Origin of the sequence: Blautia caccae (assembly GCF_040095955.1) — a bacterium.
GTDB lineage: Bacteria > Bacillota > Clostridia > Lachnospirales > Lachnospiraceae > Blautia > Blautia celeris.
On record NZ_JBBMFP010000001.1, the window covers coordinates 374075 to 393850 of the forward strand.

The window sequence follows — 19776 nt, forward strand, 5'->3', positions numbered from 1 at the left end:
CCTTTTCTTTGGTTTGATGCTGCATGTCAGCCATAATTATTGTGAAATGGCACATGCACCTATTGTTTCATTTATCATAAGCCCGTTAAGCATGTCTGCTTCTTCATCGTCCAGATATTTCCCGCATTTTGCAGGCCCCGGACCGAAAGCTGCCTTACGTCACTCTCTGTATAATATCTGGAGGTGAATACATATTCTCCCTCGTTCAGGTAGATTTCCATAAGTGAGGTATCCGCCAGGATACGGATACTGTAAAGCTTTGGTACAAGCGCTTTTCGTACCTTTCTTCCGGCTCCCATGGCCCCTTCAAAAGACAGGAAAAAGACGCCGTCCTCATATTTGAGTACACATTCCTCTTCTATTATTATGATAAAAGACCTGGAATCTGTCTCCTTGATTTCCCAGTCAAAGCAGGAATCCTCAACCAGAATCCCCTGTGTTTTTTCCGGATCCCGGTCCTGTCTGCTGCCTGAAAAAAGCTCTTTTTCCCGCAGCATTTCTGCCTCTTTCACAGGATACTGATACACTTTTCCATTCTTCCATTTAAGCTCCCTCGGCATAGTAAAGGCGTGCTGCCACCCCTGTTCCACCGTTGGATTGTTGTATTCTTCTTTGATATCAGGCAGGCCAGCCCAGCCTACAAGGATCCGTCTTCCCTTTTCATCCGTGAATGTCTGTGGGGCATAAAAATCAAATCCCATATCCCATTCCCGGAACTCTTTCGGCTCCCCTTCTTCCATCCATTTTTCAGGTAGTATAAAGTATCCGGACTGGTAAATATTCTGCCGGCAAAACTCTTCTCTTTTCAGCCCCTGGGGCGATACAGAGAGCAGCCACTGCCCATCCAGACAGAAGGCATCCGGACACTCCCACATGTAACCAAAAGGCTCCCTGGTAGTCACTTCTCTTACAAATTCCCAGTGTTTTTTATCTTTGGATGCATATAAGAGCACGGCTCCCCGGTTGTCCTTTTTCCTGCCACCCAGTACCATATAACAGGTATCCCCTGCTTTCCATACTTTCGGGTCACGGATATGGTTGGTATATCCTGTCGGGTAGTCTTTCATTTCCAGCAGACATTCCTTTTCCCGGAAATGAATGCCATCCTCACTGCATGTATATATCGTATTGGCCTCTCTGCCGCTGTTCACATAGTCATAATCCCCATCCAGCTTTACATTTCCCGTGTAAAAGATGTCCAGCAGCCCGTCCTCCGTAAATGCGCAGCCGGAGTATACTCCATGGCAGTCCCAGGGGCTGTCCGGCAGAAGCGGTGTCCCCTCATACTGCCAGTGCACCAGATCTGTGCCGGTATATTCTCCCCACACTTTCAGCCCGCCTTCCGGGTCAAAAGGGGAGTATTGGAAAAAGAAATGGTATTTTCCCCTGTAAAAACAAAGTCCGTTCGGGTCATTGAGCCACCCTGCCGGGGGCATGATGTGGAAGCGAAGCCTCCACTTATCCGGGCCCGGCCGGTTCTGATATTCCGTCTCCATGCGGCGTATCTCCCGCAGCAGCGTATCTCTCATCACATTCATATCTTACCGCCTCTACTTTACTGTGACTGCCCTGTCAAGTACCTGAATCTCTCCGGCTGCCTCCATGACAACCTCCTGGTAATCATCTGTGTTGGTGACAATAACCGGTGTGGTGATATCATATCCAGCATTCTTAATATCCTCTATGGAGAAAGTAACAAGGGGCTGACCGGCATGTACACTATCGCCCTCACTGACATGAGTTTCGTAATATTTTCCGCCCAGCTCCACAGTGTTGATTCCTACATGAATCAGGATTTCTACCCCATCTGTGCTGGTAAGTCCCACGGCGTGTTTTGTATCAAAGACAGTCTCCACAGTACCGTCAAAAGGTGCGTATACCGTTCCCTCAGACGGGATCACAGCCATTCCTTTTCCCAGAATCTCACCGGCAAATGTGGAGTCTTTTACCTCTGTCAGAGGAATTGCATTTCCTTTGAGCGGGCTGTAAACCGTATTTTTTTCGCATCTAAATTCTGCCTGTGCGCTGCTGTTTTCTGTCTCAGATTTCTGCTCTATACTCTCTGCCGCGGGTATCTGTTCTTCTCTGTATAAAACCCAGGAAATCACAAATGCTGTTATCACCGAAGCCGCAACCACCATAGTATACTGTACTGTATAATCCGTGGTAATCAGATAGCCGAACAGCCCTGTGATTCCGTATGCGGAGGCGCCCACGCCGGTAAGTCCGGCCATCAGGCCGCCCACAGCTCCGCCCACGCATCCGGCGATAAAACACTTCATATAACGCAGATTGACACCAAAGATGACCGGCTCCGTAATTCCCAAAAAAGCGGAGAGGGAGGAGGGAAGTGCCAGTGCTTTCAGCTTCTGGTTCTTTGTCTTGAGAGCCATGGCAAGAGCCGCGGCCCCCTGTGCCACATTGGCCGCTGTGGCAATAGGCATCCAGATATTCAGCCCTTTTGAACTTAAAAGTCCGGCCTCCAGAGCGTTATACATGTGGTGCACACCTGCAACTACTGTGGGCGCGTATACAGCGCCGGCCAGAGCGGAACCAATGCCCAGAGGCAGCGTGATCAGGAACTGCACACCGTCCAGAACTCCGTTCTCAATCCAGGAAAAGACAGGACCAAACACGGTAAGCGTCAGATATCCTGTGGCCAGAACAGTCACCAGGGGCGTCACGAAAAGGTCAATGATCTCAGGGACAATCTTATGCAGCTTCTTCTCCAGCATGGACATAAACCATACGGCGATCACCACAGGAATCACATGCCCCTGATATCCTACCAGGTTGATCTGATACAGGCCAAACCAGGCATCTGCTGTCGGAATTGTCTCCGCGGAGGCCACAGACCAGGCATTCATCAAATCGGTATGGATCATGATCATACCGATGACAGCTCCAAGGAAAATGTTGCCTCCGAAGACCTTCGCCGCACTGATCGCTATCAGGATTGGAAGAAATACAAAGGCCGCATTGCTGAACAGATGAATGATCGTGTAAGTCCCCGACTGTGTCATAGCCGGGAATACTTTGCCAAGCCCTTCCAGAAGCCCCATCAAAAGACCGCTGGCCACAATGGCCGGAATAATGGGAACAAAGACATCCCCCAGGGTTTTGATCAGCCGCTGGAAAACATTCTGTTTAGAAGCCGCCGCCTGCTTCACTTCCTCTTTACTGGCAGCGGAAATCCCGGCAATGGCAATGAACTCATCATAGACCTTGTTCACTGTTCCCGTTCCCAGAATGATCTGGAGCTGCCCGGAGGCCTCAAAAACCCCCTTTACTCCCTCCACATTCTCCAGAGCCTCTTTGCTGCATTTTTCATTGTCGCCGATAACCAGACGAAGCCTGGTGGCGCAGTGTGCAGCGGATACAATATTCTGCCTGCCGCCGATGTTGTCATAGATCTGCTGTGCAATGCTTCTGTAATCCATGCCTTTTCTCTCCTTTTCATGTTATCGTTCCCATATACATATCTAGTATTCTTTTATTTATCCTTTTGTATTCACGCTTTTATTATATGGAATCGTTCTCATATCTTGTTTTCATTATATCCGAGATATCCGTCTTTGTAAATTGATAATCCTCACAAAACTGAAAGGCAAAAATCATGCATTTTTACCAAAGAACCTCCTCCCGCCTGTAGGACTGCTTTCCCCGTCCAATAAATTGAAAAAAACCGGAATACCCCATATATGGGATATCCCGGTCACTTTGTTCCATTTACTGTTTTTCGCTGTCTTTTTCTGCTTCTCCCATTAACGAGTGGAGTTCTTCCTGATCACCTCAAAGCCCATCTTCAGCTCTTTGTTCACCGTTCTGTCTGTCTCAAGTATGTCCACCAGCATGGACGCAGCCTCCATCCCGCTTGTCTTATAATAAAAATGCACGGTTGTCAGGCTGGGCGTCACAAGCTTGCCAAGCGGTGTGTCACCTATTCCGACAAGCTGGATATCCTGTGGAATCGATTTCCCAATTTCTTTTAAATAGGACATAGCTCCGATGGCAATATTATCTGTGGCACAGAAGACGGAATCTACCTGAGGCACAGCTTCCAGAAGTTCTTTCATCTTCTCATACCCGGATTCAATACTGAACTTTGCCTCAGCCATCTGCTCCGGCCTGCAGGTATTCCCCGCTTTTTTCATAGCTGCCTCAAAGCCCTTCTTCCTGCCGAGACCCGCAGCCTCATCCTTTGTGGTCACACCGATAAAGCCCACGGTCCTGCCCTTTTCCAGCAGTAACTGTGTCACTTCCCTGGACGCATGGAAATCATCATGATAGACACAGGAATAGCCGTCCAAATGCTGTCCCAGGATCACAACCGGAACCCTGCACTCCTTCAGAAGCTTCTTATGCCTGGTGGTAAATATAGTGGCAATAAATACAATGCCGTCCACCTGGTTATCTTTAAACAGGTTCAGGTATTTCAGTTCCTCCTCCACACTGTTGTTGGTATTTGCCAGAAGAAGCTGATATCCGTTCTTCGCCAGCACGTCACTGATACCTGCCACCATGCGGCTCACCGTGTCGGAATTGATTTTCGGAAGGATGACGCCCACAAGCCTGGTCTTCTTCGTGCGGAGCATCTGTGCCTGGCTGGAGGGCTGATATCCTGTCTCCTCAATCACCTTCCTGATCTTTTCTTTTTTCTCTTCACTTACATAGCCGTCATTGAGATAACGGGAAACCGTGGCCCTGGAAACCCCCGACAACTTTGCAATCTCATTGATATTCAACGCTCATCCTCCTGAAAGGCTTATTTTATCATGATTATAACCTGCCGAAATTTATAAATCAAGTTTTGATGACCGTTTAGTATTTTGAAGACCATTTGGAGTTAGTGTTCACACATCATCCGGAATGCACCAGCGTTTCAGATGAGCTGCAAAGCAAGGATGCCTGCACGTTATATTGGGGGATGTACGTATAAATTTAAATTTTTTCCATTATTTATCTGTAAAAAAAGTAGCAGCAATCGGTAAAATTCATAAGATTACATACGAAATTCAGCGTTTTTTTTAAATTATCTGTAATGCAAGTAAATACCACACTCCAACCCCTTAATTTTACATACCAAACCCAGCATGTTCTTTCATTTTATCTGTAATGCAAGTAAATACCACACTCTAACTCCTTGATTTTACATATGAAACCCAACATGTTCTTTTAATTTATCTGTAATGCAAGTAAATACCACACTCCAACTCCTTAATTTTACCTACGAAACCCAACATGTTCTTTTAATTTACCTGTAATGCAAGTAAATACCACACTCCAACTCCTTAAATTTACATACGAAACCCAACATGTTCTTTTAATTTACCTGTAATGCAAGTAAATACCACACTCTAACTCCTTGATTTTACATACGAAACCCAACATGTTCTTTTAATTTATCTGTAATGCAAGTAAATACCACACTCCAACCCCTTAATTTTACATACCAAACCCAGCATGTTCTTTCATTTTATCTGTAATGCAAGTAAATATCACACAGAACTCCTTAATTTTACACACGAAATCAAACATGTTCATTCAAATCATCTGTAAAACAGGGAAAATTCAAGTCCAAGGTCCTGTACTTCCAGTCCCCAAAGCTATATTAATGAATAGAAAAACCCAGTCACAACAAAAAACTCAGCAAAGGAGATGCCACGTTAGAAAAAATCAAGGAATTTTTCAAAAGGGACTGGTCACTTGCGGAGAAGCTCCTCATCCTTCTCTGTTTCTTTTATCTGGGCATTATCAAAGGTTTCCTGTTAGCTCCCATAAAAAAGGGCGTCAGCTGCGGCAACAACAACGGGAACAATTACCCGGACAGCCGGAAGAACGGGGATAAAGAGGATAAAGAAGAAGCATAGGATGCACCTTACAGATAAATCCGCACGGCATACCCCTCTTCCCATTCCTTTTTCACAAATTCCACCCTGCCGTTATGGGCCTCCACGATCTGTCTCACAATGCGCAGTCCCATAATATGCACACGGGAACTTTCCGGTGAATCCGGATGTTTCAGCGCCCGGAGGATGGATTCCGGAATCCCGGGGCCGCTGTCTGAAAATAAAATACCGGCCCTGTCCCCCGCAATTTTCATTTTCACATAGACGGTACATCCCCCCGGGTTATGCCGGATGCTGTTTCCCACCAGATTCCGAAAGGCGCGCATGAGAAGCCCCCTGTCTCCGGTCAGACGCAGGCGCTCCTCCTTTGGCCCGATTTGCAGTTCTATCTCGTATTTATCATCCAGTCCCTGATTATAATAATCCGCCGCACATTCCCGCAATAGCTCTGCCGGTGCATATTCTGCAACGGACAGCGGCTGGGCATGGTACTCCAGCTTGGAGGTCAGGTTCAGGTCTGATATGAGCTGCCGTATCACAAGGCTCTGCTGCTGTATCACAGCCGCTTTCTCCCGCTGCGCATCCGACAGCCCTTCTTCCTTCTCCAGTTCATCCGCATAACCCACGATCAGTGCAAGCGGTGTCCTGATATCATGGGAAACCCCTGCGATCCAATCCGTTCTGGCATTGTCCCTCTGCTCCAGCTTGCTGTTCTGCAGACAGAGTATCTCTGACGCCTGATTCAGTTTCGCCGCCAGCTCATCAATCATCCCTTTTTCCGGAATCTCCACCTTCTCTTTCTTGTAAAGCGCCTCAATCCCTCCCGCAACAGGTTTTAAGGCTTTGTAAAAACGGTACCCGAATGCCAGTGCCAGGCAAAGGAGCAGCAGCAGATTCAAAATACAGAATATCCCTGCATTCCATTTTGCATTTCTCATCAGCGTGCCGTCCCAGATTGTGCTCAGCCTCACAATGCTGCCCTTGCTGCAGCCAAATACCAGAAGCCCGTCCCCATGCCGCCAGACATAGACCGGATAATCTTCCAGATACCAGCGGCTGAATGAGGCCACATCCAGTATGCCGAACTGCCTTGGTATTTCTTTCGGAAGTGCATACTCCCACACAGCTTTCCCGTCCCGGTCAAGAAGCATTGCCCACTGAAACGATGTCTCTTTTAATATGTCATACCCCTCCTGTGACAGCCCGTAACCCTCCCCCTGCCTGTGGATCCGGCTGCTTATCTTCTCCATATTCTGCCGTACGGTCATTCCGCTGTTTTGGTTCTCCCCCTCTGTTATACTGGTATATGCCATATATATAAATACTGCCAGATTGACAAAAATGACAAACACGGTAATAAATACAGCCGTCAGGATATACCTGCGGCTGATCTTCCATAGACTTTTCATCTCTGCCCCTCCTCCTTTTTCAGCCTGTAACCAAGGCCCCTGGCTGTCTGGATCCAGACAGGATGGGACGGGTCTTCCTCTATCTTCTCCCGCAGATGGCGGATATGCACCATCAGCGTATTTTCATATCCGTAATAGGAATCCTCCCATACAGCCTGGCAGATCGCGTCAAATGTTACGATCTTCCCCCGATTCTGATTCAGCTTTTTCAGCAGAAGCAGTTCCTTTGCCGTGAGGGAAACGCTTATTCCTTCTGCCGTCACCTGGGCATTTTCAAAAGAAATCTCACGTTTTCCCAGAATCAGAACCTTTTCCTCTTTCGGAAGCTGTACCGAAGAGAAATAGACACGCTTTAAGATGGCATGTATCCTCAATAGCAGTTCCTGAGGCAGAAAGGGTTTGGTAATATAATCATCCGCCCCCAGGCCCAGCCCGAACAGGCGGTCATTGTCCTCATCCCTGGCGGAGAGAAACAGAATGGGCACCTGGGACTGCTCCCTGAGTCTGCGGAACAGGGTAAATCCGTCCCCGTCCGGAAGCATGATATCCAGGATCACAAGCTGCGGCTCCTCCTTTAAGAAAACCTCCAGCCCGCTGCTGCAGCTTCCTGCTGTATATATGCTCTCAAACCCGCTCTTTGTCAGGATTCCGCTGATCATGGATACCAGCTCTGCGTTGTCATCTATCAATAAAATTTTACAGTCATACAAATTCATCCGTCTTCCCTCCTTCTGCCTTTATGATAAAACATTTCCCGCCTGATATCCACAGAGACCGGAAAATTTAAGGTAAAAATAAGGCAGCCTTCAGTCCTGATTAAGTTCCCTGCTGTAACATGAATGCAGAAATCAGAAAAGATAAAAAGGAGGCAGAAATATGGGAATTGTCATTGAAACATCATCCCTTACAAAACAATATGGTAAAAAACAGGTGGTAAAAGACCTGGACTTAAAAGTCCCCGGGGGCAGTATCTACGGATTCCTCGGCCCAAACGGCGCCGGCAAATCCACCACCATGAAAATGATCCTGGGCCTGGCAAAGCCCACATCCGGCACGGTCACAGTCCTTGGAAAAACGGTGAACAGCAGGAACCGCCTCTCAATCCTGAAGGATACAGGCTCCCTCATAGAATCCCCTTCCTATTACGGACATCTGAGCGGCAGAGAAAATCTGCAGGTCATCTGCACTCTGAAACAGGTCCCGGAAAGTGCCATCGACGAGGTTCTGCAGACAGTGCGCATGGAAAAACAGCAGAACAAAAAAGTGGGTCAGTATTCCCTGGGCATGAAACAGCGTCTGGGACTGGCAGCCGCCCTGCTGGGCCATCCCCGCATCCTGCTTCTGGATGAACCCACGAACGGCCTTGACCCGGCCGGCATCCAGGAGATGCGTGAGCTGATCTGTACCCTCCCGTCACGTTACGGCATGACCGTCCTTGTATCCAGCCATCTCCTCTCGGAAATTGACCAGATGGCAACCTATGTGGGTATCATCAGCAAAGGCTCCCTGGTCTTTCAGGATAAACTGGCCAGCCTCCACGAACACAGCAAGGCCCGCATGAAGCTGCGCACCACAGATGACCGGCAGTCCTTCCTGTCCCTGAAGCATTCCGGACTTCCGGTGGAGATTGAAAAAGAGAATCTGTATCTCTTATCTGACAGAGACGAGGATATTCTTCACGCCGGAACTATTCTGTCTGAAAACAAACTGGGGATTCTTCGTCTGGAGGAGCAGCAGAAAAGCCTGGAGGATATTTTCCTCAATCTTACGGGAAGGAGCATCAGTCTATGAGTAAAATAAAAAGTGGTATCAGCAGTTCCTTTACTGCTGAACAGCAAAAACAGCGCCGCCGCAGAATCTGGATTGTCCCCCTGGGTTTTCTTGTCATTCTGTTTCTATGGGCCTTTATAGGGAAACGCTCTTTATCCGCAGAAGACCTGGCTAGGGGGTATTCCTATACCCTGTATCAGTTTCCGCTGCTGAATGTAGTGCTGGTACCGGTTATGACAGCCGTTATTGCCAGCCGGCTGTGTGATATGGAGATCAAGGGAAATACACTGAAACTGCTCTGCACCCTTCAGAAGCGAAGCAGCTTTTACGACTGGAAATTCATCCACGAACTGAAATATCTGCTGATCTTCACCATAGGCGAAGGAATCCTGGTTCCCCTCATAGGCATGTTCTGCCATTTTACACAGAAACTGCCTCTGCCCCTGGTATTTCTGCATGTGGGAACCACCACACTGGTGAGCCTTGTACTTCTGACGCTGCAGCATTTTCTGTCCCTGATGTCGTCCAACCAGATTTTACCCCTGCTTGTGGGGCTTATCGGATCGTTTCTGGGGCTGTTCTCCATGTTTTTTCCGCCCAGAGCGGCGCGGTTTATCCTCTGGGGGTATTTCTCGGCCTTTTCCCCCTACGGCATGGATTACGACAGCCAGACCCGTGTGATGTCTTTTTACAGAAATCCCTTTCCGACGGAAACCTTTGTGCTGTTTTTATTGTTCGGCCTGTTATTCTTTGTGGTCTGCCGGACTGTCTTTGTAAAAAAGGAGGTGTAAGATATGTTACGATTGTGCGTCAAAGCGGAAAATAAAAAGCTGCGCCATTCTGTTATATGGGCAGCCTGTATTCTGATTCCCATCATTCCGGCTATTATGGGAACCTTCAATTATCAGCAGAACCTGGGCATCCTCACCGGTAAATGGTATTCCCTGTGGTCCCAGCTTTCCCTGTTTTATGCCTGTTTCTTCTATGCGCCCCTGATCGCCCTGTACTGTTCCTATCTCTGGCGTCTGGAACACCTGAATCACAACTGGAATGTACTTATGACCGCGCCGGTCTCCATTCCTAATATCTTCTTTTCCAAGCTGGCAGTCATCTTTAAGGTGACACTCATCACCCAGATATGGCTGGCTGTGCTCTTTCTTCTCTGCGGAAAACTTATCGGGCTTCCCGGGTGGGTTCCCTCCCAGATCCTCGTCTGGATCCTGCGCGGAACTCTGGCGGCTATGGCGATCGGCGCTCTGCAGCTGCTGCTTTCCATGTGTATCCGAAGCTTCTCGGTCCCCATCGGGATCGCCTTGGCAGGAGGCGTAGCAGGACTTGTGATCAGCAACAAGGGGCTTGGCCTGTACTGGCCGTATGCCCTGATGCTCATGGGAATGAACTCCAATAAAAATGAAGATACACTGGCAGGTCATTCCCTCTCCTTCTTCCTGAGCGTCCTTCTCTTTTTCCTGGCCTTTTCCGGCATCAGCATTCTGCTGCTGAAAAAGAGAGATGTAAAAGCATGACCGTTAAATCTTTGCTTTCCTGATCTGTCCCCAGAGCCCCCAGGCTCCCAGCAGGATCACCGCAGTCATAACACCGGTAAGCAGGCCTGCGTCTATCTGATGCAGTGCCAGAACAGCCAGAATAGGGATCATGCCTCCCACAAGGCCGCCCAGCGTTCCCGCCATGGCCGGCAGGCTCTGCTTCACCAGTGCGGTCTCGGATGTCCAGTTATAATCCGGCATCTTCAGATTGATGAACATTCCCCAAAGGGAATTAAAAAGCGCGCACACCACAGGGGTGACAAACATCAGAATCCTCATGGATAATGCCATGGGGAAGCGGATATTGATGATCAGTGCTGCCAGAAGCGCTGCCGGAATCTGCAGTGTAAGGTTCATCAGGATCTTGCTCTTGCATATGGTGATATCCTCAATGGGCATGGATTTCAGTATCCATAGATTTTTCCCTTCCAGTGAAAGAGAAACACAGGTAGTACAGCTCATGGATATCAGGGCACTGATGGCAAAGGGCAGAATCCTGGCTGCCATTTCTGCCATGTTGGGAATTCCCGTCATCTGGTCAAGCTGGTCAAACCTTACAAAGATCAGGGCAATGGCCAAAACAAGAGTCATCAGGCACCCCATCCCCATATTCAGGCAGTAGATCGTGGAGGAAAAGAAGCGTTTCAGCTCTTTTTTATAGAGGGCGTGGATCTGAGATGATGCCTTCAGCTCCGTTAGTTTATAATTGGAACGGGTATGGTATGTCACCAGTGAGGTGTTCAGCTTTTTGTAAACCGGGGATATGAGCTTTACAAAGAGATAAAACCATAACAGGGACCCCGCCAGAAAAGCTGCCATGGCTGCCGCATTTCCCCTGGCTATGCCCTGGAAAAACAGGGCTGCCGGTGGGTAAATCCTGTGCACCTGCGTAAGTATCATTTCACTGATGGAATGTATTTCAGGCATATCAATAGTCTCTGCAAACTGTCCCATTCCCACAGACAGCACCAGCACTGCCAGTGTTCCGATCACGGAAACCACCGTGACCACGGCATTTGCATACTTAAACCTGGATGAAAAAAGTATGATGAGCGTTCCCAAAAGAGCCGCAAGTGTGGTGGGGATCAGCGGAGCCGCCAGGATTCCCAGTATCCACTCCGGATAAAATATTATCCCCGGTGCTGCCCAAACCGCATACCCAATCCCCATGGGAATCAGAATAACGGCTGTCAGCATCAGATTCAGGACATACATGGTCATAAACCGGCTGGCGATCACCGTGCTGGTCTTAACCGGCAGGGACATCACCATATCATATTCTTTATAGGCAAACAGTACGCCGTTTGTCTTGAGTGCCGTAAAAAACAGAGTGATCAGCCCGGTAATGGCAAGGCCGTAGCTTGGGATCACCTCAGCCATTCCCATGCTTCCCAACCCGTAGGAAAGCATATAGGCATAGAAGACAAGCATGAGCAGGACAATCCCAATGGCAAAGGAAGTCATTTTTCTTCCTCTGGACTTCAGGCTCCTTCCGAACTCATTTCTCATCTGCGTCTTAAAAAGTAGCCAGCATTTACTCTTTGTCATGGTCGATCACCTCCAGGAACAGGCTTTCCAGAGATTCATCCTGGGTCAGCTCGGCAGTGCTGCCTGCAACCATCAGATTTCCGTTTTTGATGATAGCGATCTTATTACAGAGTTTTTCCGCCACATCCAGGACATGGGTGGAGAAAAAGATGGCACTGCCGTTCTCACACATCTCATGCATGACTTCCTTTAATGTATGGGTTGCCTTGGGGTCAAGACCTACGAAAGGCTCATCCAGTACCATAAGCTTTGGTTTGTGGATCAGAGCGGAGATGATGGCAGTCTTCTGTTTCATACCATGGGAATAGGAAGAGATCAAATCCCCTAGGCTGCTGGTGATCTCCAGCATATCACCGTATTTCTGGATTAGTTCCTTCCTCTCTGCTGCAGGGACCCCGTAGATATCACCGATGAAATTCAGATACTGGATGCCTGTCAGGTGTTCGTACAGATCCGGATTATCCGGAATATATGCCAATATCTGCTTACACTCCACCGGAGACTTTCTGATATCCCTGCCGTCAATGAGGATCTGCCCTTCCTCAAACTCCAGAACCCCTACGACTGCTTTTATAGTGGTACTCTTGCCGGCTCCGTTATGGCCGATAAATCCATAGATATCTCCGGCTTCCACATGCAGATTCAGACCGCTGACTGCACGTTTTCCGCCTTTGTAGGTTTTTGTAAAATTTCTGATCTCTAACATTTTCTTTCCTCCCGGCCTGAGCCTTCTTACTTTTTCTTTTCCTCTGTTACCGGGGATGAAATCAGGGTGAGCTTTCTCGGCTTCCTTTTTCCATCCGGCTGGTTATTCATGACGCTGCTGTACAGCTCACCCAGTTTCCCGAAAAACTCCTGAAATTCTTCGTCTGACAGGAGAAAAACCGCGGATGTCAGTGATATCATATCCTTCTGCGGGTCCGCATCCTCCCGCTTCAGATACCGCTGAAATTCTCCCATAATACTCAGAAGAGAGCTGTGTATGAGCTGCGCTATCTCCTCTTTCCCCGGCTCTCTGCCGCCCATGGGATTCTCCTGATTGAGCTTATAGACCTTCTCCACGGTTCCCCGTTTTTTATTTTCCTGCACTACCTGTATCAGGCCCGCGTCCTCCAACATTTTCATATGCCTGTACAGGCTGGCCTTCGGCACATCACTCAGTTCCTCCCCAATCTGCGCTGTCGTCCCCTGCTCATGAAGAATGAGGTACTGGGCGATCCGTATTCTCACCGGATTCATGACGATCTTCGCCAGGTCTGTTCCTTCCATTTGCCACACCTCCTGTTATTCTATACTGCGGCTTAACGTTTTCAATTTATATAATATTCTCATTTTTGATAATAATACACTTCCGGAGATTTGTCAACACAAAAAACGCACCGCAGAGGGTGCGTCTTTCGATTCGTTACTTATTCACAGCCCTGCAAAAAGCGCAGTTCTGTGAACAGTAACACGCTTCGCGATGCACAGATATGGAGCATTCTGCCCCATATCGCGCTGGCTGCCTCGGGCTTTTCATGCCTTTGGCCTGAAAACACCTCGCGGAACAGTGGCCGTGAATAGTAACTTCGATTCTTCTATGTCAGGGGAAACAATGACATTTCAAAGTCTCTCACATAATATTTTATGTTCGTTCTCCCCTTCCGGGCAATGACATGCCCTTCCGCTTCCAGTTTTATTTTCTGTGCCTCCACGCCTCCCGGATACTTGGGATTCAGTTCACCGCCTGCCTTCAGCGTCCGCCAGTAAGGCGTGATATCCTCTGTTCTCTGATGGCTGGCCCAGGCCGCTATGGATACGAAGATGCCGGCTGTGATAGGGTCTGTAAAATCAGCACCATTGCTCCTCGCAAAGTAACTGCGGATCTCCCCCACTGTGGTCAGCCTTCCCTCCGGTATCCGTTTCATAACTTCATCGTAATGAACCGGCGGTGCAAAATACATTCTGCTGCCTCCGTACTTCTGTATGGTTTTTTCATCCGTCACGATCTGTACCTTCGGCATATCTGTGTCTTTGTGAAGCATGGCATTGAAATCCTTCTTGTCTTCATTCGCCATATAAAACACCTCCTTTATGCTCTAAGGATACCCGCTTCCGGATAAATATGCAATGAGACGGTTTTGATTTATACCGTATACCGCAGAATTGTTTTCATTTTTTCCGGCGCTGTACGGCTCATATCTTTCAAATAGATTTCCCTGTGTGTCTTACTGCGCCTTTTTAAATGCATTTCCTCCAGAAAAAGGTCCATCTTTCGGAAAGACTCCGGCTCATCATCAAACAAACCCGTGTGAAGGATCTGTACGCACCTGCCCTCCTCACAGATTTCCCAGGTGATCTCATCCAGCAGCGGATTTGGTTTCTTCTTTTTCACCGCCGCAAGAGCCGCCTCATACATCTCCTCTGTAATGCAGTCCGGCTGCCGTATCATGATCGTGTAGCGCAAATGCTCCTTGTCCTCCAGCACATGTGCGTCCGCTCCCGTCTCTTCCTCCATATCCCAGACTCCCTCAAGCGGGTATACGGCAAATTCTTCCATATCTGCATCCCTGTTTTCCATGCCTTTATGCTCCGCCTTATACCGCATTTTTATACTGTAAGCCAGAGAATAAAGAGCTCCCACACGATTTGAAAAGTCCTCATGGTTCGGATTTCCTTTTCCGCTTATCATAAGGAATCTCTGTGCCGGAACACAAACTTCCTCCGGCATTTCCCCCGGGCTGTATAATTTCTTTTCCTGTTTTCTCCAATCATATTTCATGACTTTTCCTCCTGGACTGCTTCTGCGTTCCGCCGATTGTCCGGCTGCCTTTTTCTGTTTCCTGCATCTATATTACAAGTATAGCACGCAAACGCGACATCTATCTGTCATGTTCAAAAAGACTGCTGCATTTTACTGCCCCTTCTGCACATCCCCATAATACTTCTCCCATTCCTCCTCCGTAAACCTGGCCGTATATGCGGGAATCCTATTCTCCTCTGACGGAAGAATATGATTGGATACATACTGCCACTGCCCGTCTTCCAGCAGCCGCACAGTGACTTCATGGGAATAGGCCCGGTCCAGGTTCTCTTCCGCCCATACCGCGTCCGTCACAAGCGTCAGCGTCCCGTCCTCATTTTCCCGATACGCTGTCACCTCAGGATATGGCATATCGCTGAAAGAATACTCATACCATCCCCTCTTATGCCATAAATATTCCTCTGTCTCACGGTCAAACGGTTCCCTCTCCCTGAGCACATCCGCCGGTATCCTGAAATAAGACACAATCACATTTTCCAATGACTCCGCCGGTACCCTGCGGGTATCCAGTGAGACATTCAACAGCTCTCCATATTTCAACTGATACAGCGGCTCATACAAATCAAAAAAATCCAGCTCCCCATAGTCCTCCTCACTCCATTCTGTCAGGAACATATTATTTCCCTTATATCCTATGGGCATCAGATATTTCAGACCGTATGCCCTGCATTTTTCATCCAGCGGCTTTATCCGTACCGCATCGTGTCCCAGGGGACCGTCATACCCCTCCGGAAGATCTTTCTCATAGAGCAGATATCCCTTCTGTGTATACGCCCAAAATGCCGCCTCATAAGAATCCGCTTCTTTTATCTCCGGCTTCTCCCCCTGCCAGTCGAGTGCTGTCTTTCTCACTTCAAGCTTTTTCTCCTCCGCGGCAAAATCTATACGCAGCAGTTCTCCGCTTTTCCGGATCTGGATCAAAAAAGCAGACACCTTTTCCCCATTCTCTGCCTTCTCACAAAATTCTTCCATAATTTCCGGATTCTCCATATTGATCTGATTCTCCATATCCACGACTGCAAATCCTGCGCTTCCTATACACGCTGCCATCTTCTCTCTTGTCCCTATCTCCATCCATTCATCTGCGTTTTCTGCCTCTGTGTATATTTCCCTATACTCTTCCAGTACGTTTTCAGGGAGAAATTCAGCCTTCTCATTCTTCTGCCCCCTGACATTGTCATCCACCAAAAGCTTCCCGCACCCCGCCAAACTTACGCATAAAATAAGAATGAAAAACATCCGGCGCCCTTCGGTTGTTCTGTTTCTCATATACTATCCTCCTTATTATTACATTTGTAAGATTAAAATTCAAAGAAAAATCATGCCTATTCCGGCACGATTTTCTGTATACTTGTCTAAAGCTTACACTTATATGGCCTCAAAGTCAATAGAAAACATCAGGGGGCAGAAAAAAACACTTTCTGCCCCGGTCTTTACATCAAAGCCAACATCGTTTATGCATCCAGGCAGTCATTAAGCTGACAGGACACATTCTGTAATTTTGCCTGAAGTACGATCTCCAGTCTGGAAACCGTCCCGATCATACTTGTCACAGAGCTATTGAGCTTGAATAATTCCTCATTGGTCACGTCTTCCAAATTGATAAACGCCTGCATTTTCTGTCCCTCTGCATTTAGAATGCGGGCAAGGGCGGCTTCCTGCAGCGCAACGGATTCTACCAAATCTACAAGGGCCCGGCATCTGGGTGTCAGAATGCTTATCGTTACGGTGGATGAGTTATTGTCCGGATTGGGGTCCGGTGTGGAAGAGGTCACAACAGCGGTGTTTACAATAGTTCCCGCTGCCTGAGGGCTTACGATTCCCCGGATGAGGATAATCCGGTTTTCACCCGCTTCAAGGGTGCCAAGACTCAATCTTCCGCTCCACGGATTGAAAACAGTACCACCATTTACGGAATATTCCGCATCTGTAAGGGATGGGGGTACTGCATCTGTTAAAAGAACATCTTCAGCCGGAGACGGGCCTGCATTTGACACAGTAATGGTATAGGTTAGTTGTGCCCCCTGTCCCGCAGTGCTTTCACTGGCTGTCTTTACCACAGACAGATCCGCCAGCGCCCCCGATATCAATACCGGGACCTCATTGGATTCCACCTGGAAAGCAGCAGGGATTCCGCCCTCCACAGGCGTATAAGAGTAATTAATAGTTGCCCGGTTGATCGTGGGATTCTCTTCCGGTACCGCATTGGCCACTACAGAAAATCTGACCGCTGTGGTCTGGCCGCCGGCAATATCGGGCAGTGAAAATCCCTCCGCCGGGTCTGCCTGCGGAAATGTGGTCCCATTGATGGTCACACTGCCCGGAACGAATGTCAGTCCCTGGGGTACCAAATCACGGAAGAATACATCTGTAAGCGGATTCTCACAGGTATTTGTCAATGTGACGGTATAATCAAAAATTTCTCCGATACCTGCAGCCGAGGTACTGGCAGTCTTCACCGGAACAAATTGGCGTACCTCTATTTCCTGGAATGCTACATCATCAATGGCATAATCATTCCCGATCACCTCGGGGCCTTCACTCAAAAATTCCACTGTGAGACTGGTATTGTTCCCGGAGTTGAGGACTGTACCGAACTGCTTCCATTCCGGTGCATTTACATTTGGCGGAATCAGCAGGCCCAGCGTTGCGCTGTATAAAATATTACCGTTTCTGTCCAGAACCCGCACGCCCAATTCCGGATTGGGATAACCTGTAACCCTGAACAGATTCAGTATCCATGCAGTAAACAGATAGCTGGTGTTTTCCTCAACATCCACCGCGGCACGGAAAAATACAGCGCCGGGGTTGTATCCGTTTACCACCATCATTCGTCCTGTTTCATTGCCTTCCGTATGGTCTGCGATCCGCCACCATGCGCCAATCTGCTCACTTCTGGCATCATTCATAATATTTTCTACTGTATATTCCCCGCCCATAGGCGCAAAAACATCCGGATTCGGCAGCACATAAGTGAAATCCGGCGTCACATCAGGATATGGCTCAACCGGTACTCCTGTATTGGCAGGCGTCCCCGCCGGGAAACTGCCGAAAGTGCCGTTATCCGCGGCTTCAATGAGATTTTCCCCTGATACCACCGCACACAGATCTACAAGTGCCCCAATAGGCGTATAGATCACCGGGCCGTTCAGAAAGTTCTGATTCATCACATCTGCCATGTCCACTGTCACAAACAGAGTATCCGGCGTCACTGAGTCAAGATTGGTTGAACCGACAGGCGGATTCGTCACCGTACTGATGGGCGGGTTCACACCCTGCGGTATGCTTCCTGTCTCCGCATCGGCAAAATTCCCCGGTGATGGAACGCCTCCCTGTGTTCCGTAGGATTCTACCACCCTGTAATTTCCCGGGGGTACATTGATAAAAGAATAACTTCCATTTGCATCCGTGAGAACGGTAAGCCTTTCATTGGTGTCTACATTCTGCAAAACAACCGGAATATTGGCAATTCCGGAATCTACGCTGTTGACAGTTGCACTTCTGTCCCGGTCAAATATCACTCTGCCTGCTACTACTGCCATCAGCTTTCCCCTCCTGTTCCATTCATACTGCTGCTCGTCACAGAAGGACAACGGACAAACAGCTCTAATTTACTCTGAAGTATCAGCTCCAGCCTTGTGACCGCGCCTGTTATGAGTTCCGCAGACTGGTTCATCCTCATCAGGTCCTCCGGAGATGTTCCCTCCATGGAAATAATTGCCTCCATCTTTTCCCCCTCCGCGTTCAGAATGTGGGAAAGTGAAGTTTCCTGCATCGCAACTGATATTATCAAATCTGTTACGGCCTGGTCCAGCGTAGTGTCCCCCGGCATAATAATGGGCATACCCATAAAATATCCCCCTAAATATTCATATTCTGAGCAAATATCTGCTCATTATTTATATATATGCAGGTACTTGCCTCCAGTTAATAGGACAGGATATTGGACAATAATACATCCTGTACCGTCATCCGAAAACCCGCATATATTAAATACAAATATGCTGCCATTCCGGTGCTGTCCGGTAACTGTCCTGCTGTTTTCCGATGTGCATCTGCATGGAAACGGACTTTAGAGTGAATTTGAAACTTTAATCCTGCCCGCAGTTTATCACTGTCTGCGGAGAATGATTTTCTAATACGCTCTGGCTTTTTTTAATCAGGGAGAAATATATGAATCAAAAAATAGAACCTCTAACTATAGCCAGTTTGGCTGAGGAAATATATGGCACGGATATATCCGCTGCAGATATCTGTAAAATGAATATAAGTGAAATGAATATTTCTGAAATGAATTGCAGGTGCAAAACCGATCGGGACTGTAATTCTAAGGGCTGCTGCATATCTGACTGCAATTGTGATTCTAAAGTATGCTGCAAGCCCGACTGTGACTGTGATTCTAAGGGTTGCTGCAAATCAGGCAGCAATTGCAAAACCGACTGTGACTGCGATTGCTGCCCCAAGTGCTGCAGTTCCAAATGCTGCTGCAACCCTGACTGCAACTGCAGCTCCAAATGCTCCTGCAGACCCGACTATGATTGTAACTGTGACTGTGATTCCGACTGTGACTGCAACTGCAATTCCTGTTCCGACGCTGCCTGTGCCATCCTGAAGTCAATCGCCAAGACGGAAAATGCTTTGGCCCACATCCTGAATGCAGAAGGTGAAAAACTACAGAAAGCCATCGAACTGGCCGACAACATCTGTGACCTTCTGAAAGTCAATCAATCCGTCCAACAGACTGTCACCAAAGTCACTTTCCTGGAACAGGTACTCTATGCCAAGCTGGAAGCGCTGGAGTGCTGCCGCTTTGATTGTCCCACAGACAACAGCGAACCGGAGTCATAAAC

17 protein-coding genes are annotated in these 19776 nt (G+C 48.2%); 4 read left to right on the forward strand and 13 right to left on the reverse strand.

What is annotated here, in order from left to right:
• Positions 1–74: 74 nt before the first annotated feature.
• The 5 genes from WMO65_RS01630 to WMO65_RS01650 all read right to left on the reverse strand — a co-directional run bounded on the left by WMO65_RS01630 (position 75) and on the right by WMO65_RS01650 (position 7974).
• Positions 75–1538 carry a glycoside hydrolase family 32 protein gene (locus WMO65_RS01630; protein ID WP_148393115.1) on the reverse strand — a complete coding sequence of 488 codons (1464 nt, stop codon included), beginning with the start codon at positions 1536–1538 and terminating at the stop codon, positions 75–77.
• Between the two features lie 12 nt (positions 1539–1550).
• A complete protein-coding gene (locus WMO65_RS01635; protein WP_148393116.1) occupies positions 1551–3440 on the reverse strand; it encodes a PTS sucrose transporter subunit IIABC in 1890 nt (629 codons plus the stop codon).
• Between the two features lie 324 nt (positions 3441–3764).
• Positions 3765–4745, reverse strand: a complete 981-nt coding sequence (locus tag WMO65_RS01640) for a LacI family DNA-binding transcriptional regulator (RefSeq protein WP_148393117.1) — start codon at positions 4743–4745, stop codon at positions 3765–3767.
• A 1133-nt stretch (positions 4746–5878) separates the two neighbouring features.
• Entirely contained in the window at positions 5879–7258 is a 1380-nt protein-coding gene (locus WMO65_RS01645) for a sensor histidine kinase (protein WP_349063566.1), read from the reverse strand.
• A complete protein-coding gene (locus WMO65_RS01650) occupies positions 7255–7974 on the reverse strand; it encodes a response regulator transcription factor (RefSeq protein WP_148393119.1) in 720 nt (239 codons plus the stop codon). The genes WMO65_RS01645 and WMO65_RS01650 overlap by 4 nt, the downstream gene beginning before the upstream one ends.
• A 160-nt stretch (positions 7975–8134) precedes the next feature.
• On the opposite strand from WMO65_RS01650, the gene WMO65_RS01655 reads away from it, so the two are divergent.
• Genes WMO65_RS01655 through WMO65_RS01665 form a run of 3 tightly spaced genes read left to right on the forward strand, consistent with a single transcriptional unit; the run spans position 8135 to position 10554 of the window.
• Positions 8135–9049 carry an ABC transporter ATP-binding protein gene (locus tag WMO65_RS01655; protein WP_033143259.1) on the forward strand — a complete coding sequence of 305 codons (915 nt, stop codon included), beginning with the start codon at positions 8135–8137 and terminating at the stop codon, positions 9047–9049.
• Positions 9046–9819, forward strand: coding sequence for an ABC transporter permease (locus WMO65_RS01660; protein WP_052099676.1), 774 nt, complete (start codon positions 9046–9048; stop codon positions 9817–9819). Before WMO65_RS01655 ends, WMO65_RS01660 begins: the two co-directional genes overlap by 4 nt.
• A gap of 3 nt (positions 9820–9822) precedes the next feature.
• Positions 9823–10554, forward strand: coding sequence for an ABC transporter permease (locus WMO65_RS01665; protein WP_033143258.1), 732 nt, complete (start codon positions 9823–9825; stop codon positions 10552–10554).
• A 3-nt stretch (positions 10555–10557) separates the two neighbouring features.
• On the opposite strand, the gene WMO65_RS01670 is transcribed toward WMO65_RS01665, so the two are convergent.
• From WMO65_RS01670 to WMO65_RS01705, 8 genes are all read right to left on the reverse strand, one after another.
• Positions 10558–12123, reverse strand: coding sequence for an ABC transporter permease (locus tag WMO65_RS01670; protein WP_103732556.1), 1566 nt, complete (start codon positions 12121–12123; stop codon positions 10558–10560).
• Positions 12110–12829 carry an ABC transporter ATP-binding protein gene (locus tag WMO65_RS01675; RefSeq protein ID WP_033143256.1) on the reverse strand — a complete coding sequence of 240 codons (720 nt, stop codon included), beginning with the start codon at positions 12827–12829 and terminating at the stop codon, positions 12110–12112. Before WMO65_RS01675 ends, WMO65_RS01670 begins: the two co-directional genes overlap by 14 nt.
• A 26-nt stretch (positions 12830–12855) precedes the next feature.
• Positions 12856–13392, reverse strand: a complete 537-nt coding sequence (locus WMO65_RS01680) for a helix-turn-helix domain-containing protein (protein WP_148393121.1) — start codon at positions 13390–13392, stop codon at positions 12856–12858.
• Positions 13393–13700: 308 nt separating this feature from the next.
• The gene (locus WMO65_RS01685; RefSeq protein WP_033143254.1) at positions 13701–14180 is read right to left on the reverse strand and encodes an MGMT family protein; all 480 of its coding nucleotides are present in this window, start codon (positions 14178–14180) and stop codon (positions 13701–13703) included.
• A 68-nt stretch (positions 14181–14248) separates the two neighbouring features.
• Positions 14249–14884: a GyrI-like domain-containing protein gene (locus WMO65_RS01690; protein WP_148393122.1), complete on the reverse strand. Its 636-nt coding sequence runs from the start codon at positions 14882–14884 to the stop codon at positions 14249–14251.
• A 132-nt stretch (positions 14885–15016) separates the two neighbouring features.
• The gene (locus WMO65_RS01695; RefSeq protein WP_103731876.1) at positions 15017–16195 is read right to left on the reverse strand and encodes a DUF6070 family protein; all 1179 of its coding nucleotides are present in this window, start codon (positions 16193–16195) and stop codon (positions 15017–15019) included.
• A 185-nt stretch (positions 16196–16380) separates the two neighbouring features.
• On the reverse strand, positions 16381–18468 hold the full coding sequence (locus tag WMO65_RS01700) for an alpha-helical endospore appendage domain-containing protein (RefSeq protein WP_148393123.1): 2088 nt from the start codon (positions 18466–18468) through the stop codon (positions 16381–16383).
• Complete coding sequence (locus WMO65_RS01705) at positions 18468–18776, reverse strand: alpha-helical endospore appendage domain-containing protein (RefSeq protein WP_103731877.1); 309 nt, start codon at positions 18774–18776, stop codon at positions 18468–18470. The genes WMO65_RS01700 and WMO65_RS01705 overlap by 1 nt, the downstream gene beginning before the upstream one ends.
• Before the next feature lie 323 nt (positions 18777–19099).
• Between WMO65_RS01705 and WMO65_RS01710 the strand changes: the two genes are divergently transcribed.
• A complete protein-coding gene (locus WMO65_RS01710; RefSeq protein WP_243128831.1) occupies positions 19100–19774 on the forward strand; it encodes an alpha-helical endospore appendage domain-containing protein in 675 nt (224 codons plus the stop codon).
• Positions 19775–19776: the final 2 nt, after the last annotated feature.

Coding starts and splice junctions, on each gene's coding strand:
- WMO65_RS01630 (WP_148393115.1), bottom strand. CDS start 1,538: ATGAATGTGATGAGAGATACGCTGCTGCGGGAGATACGCCGCATGGAG.
- WMO65_RS01635 (WP_148393116.1), bottom strand. CDS start 3,440: ATGGATTACAGAAGCATTGCACAGCAGATCTATGACAACATCGGCGGC.
- WMO65_RS01645 (WP_349063566.1), bottom strand. CDS start 7,258: ATGAAAAGTCTATGGAAGATCAGCCGCAGGTATATCCTGACGGCTGTA.
- WMO65_RS01650 (WP_148393119.1), bottom strand. CDS start 7,974: ATGAATTTGTATGACTGTAAAATTTTATTGATAGATGACAACGCAGAG.
- WMO65_RS01655 (WP_033143259.1), top strand. CDS start 8,135: ATGGGAATTGTCATTGAAACATCATCCCTTACAAAACAATATGGTAAA.
- WMO65_RS01660 (WP_052099676.1), top strand. CDS start 9,046: ATGAGTAAAATAAAAAGTGGTATCAGCAGTTCCTTTACTGCTGAACAG.
- WMO65_RS01665 (WP_033143258.1), top strand. CDS start 9,823: ATGTTACGATTGTGCGTCAAAGCGGAAAATAAAAAGCTGCGCCATTCT.
- WMO65_RS01670 (WP_103732556.1), bottom strand. CDS start 12,123: ATGACAAAGAGTAAATGCTGGCTACTTTTTAAGACGCAGATGAGAAAT.
- WMO65_RS01675 (WP_033143256.1), bottom strand. CDS start 12,829: ATGTTAGAGATCAGAAATTTTACAAAAACCTACAAAGGCGGAAAACGT.
- WMO65_RS01680 (WP_148393121.1), bottom strand. CDS start 13,392: ATGGAAGGAACAGACCTGGCGAAGATCGTCATGAATCCGGTGAGAATA.
- WMO65_RS01685 (WP_033143254.1), bottom strand. CDS start 14,180: ATGGCGAATGAAGACAAGAAGGATTTCAATGCCATGCTTCACAAAGAC.
- WMO65_RS01690 (WP_148393122.1), bottom strand. CDS start 14,884: ATGAAATATGATTGGAGAAAACAGGAAAAGAAATTATACAGCCCGGGG.
- WMO65_RS01695 (WP_103731876.1), bottom strand. CDS start 16,195: ATGAGAAACAGAACAACCGAAGGGCGCCGGATGTTTTTCATTCTTATT.
- WMO65_RS01700 (WP_148393123.1), bottom strand. CDS start 18,468: ATGGCAGTAGTAGCAGGCAGAGTGATATTTGACCGGGACAGAAGTGCA.
- WMO65_RS01705 (WP_103731877.1), bottom strand. CDS start 18,776: ATGGGTATGCCCATTATTATGCCGGGGGACACTACGCTGGACCAGGCC.
- WMO65_RS01710 (WP_243128831.1), top strand. CDS start 19,100: ATGAATCAAAAAATAGAACCTCTAACTATAGCCAGTTTGGCTGAGGAA.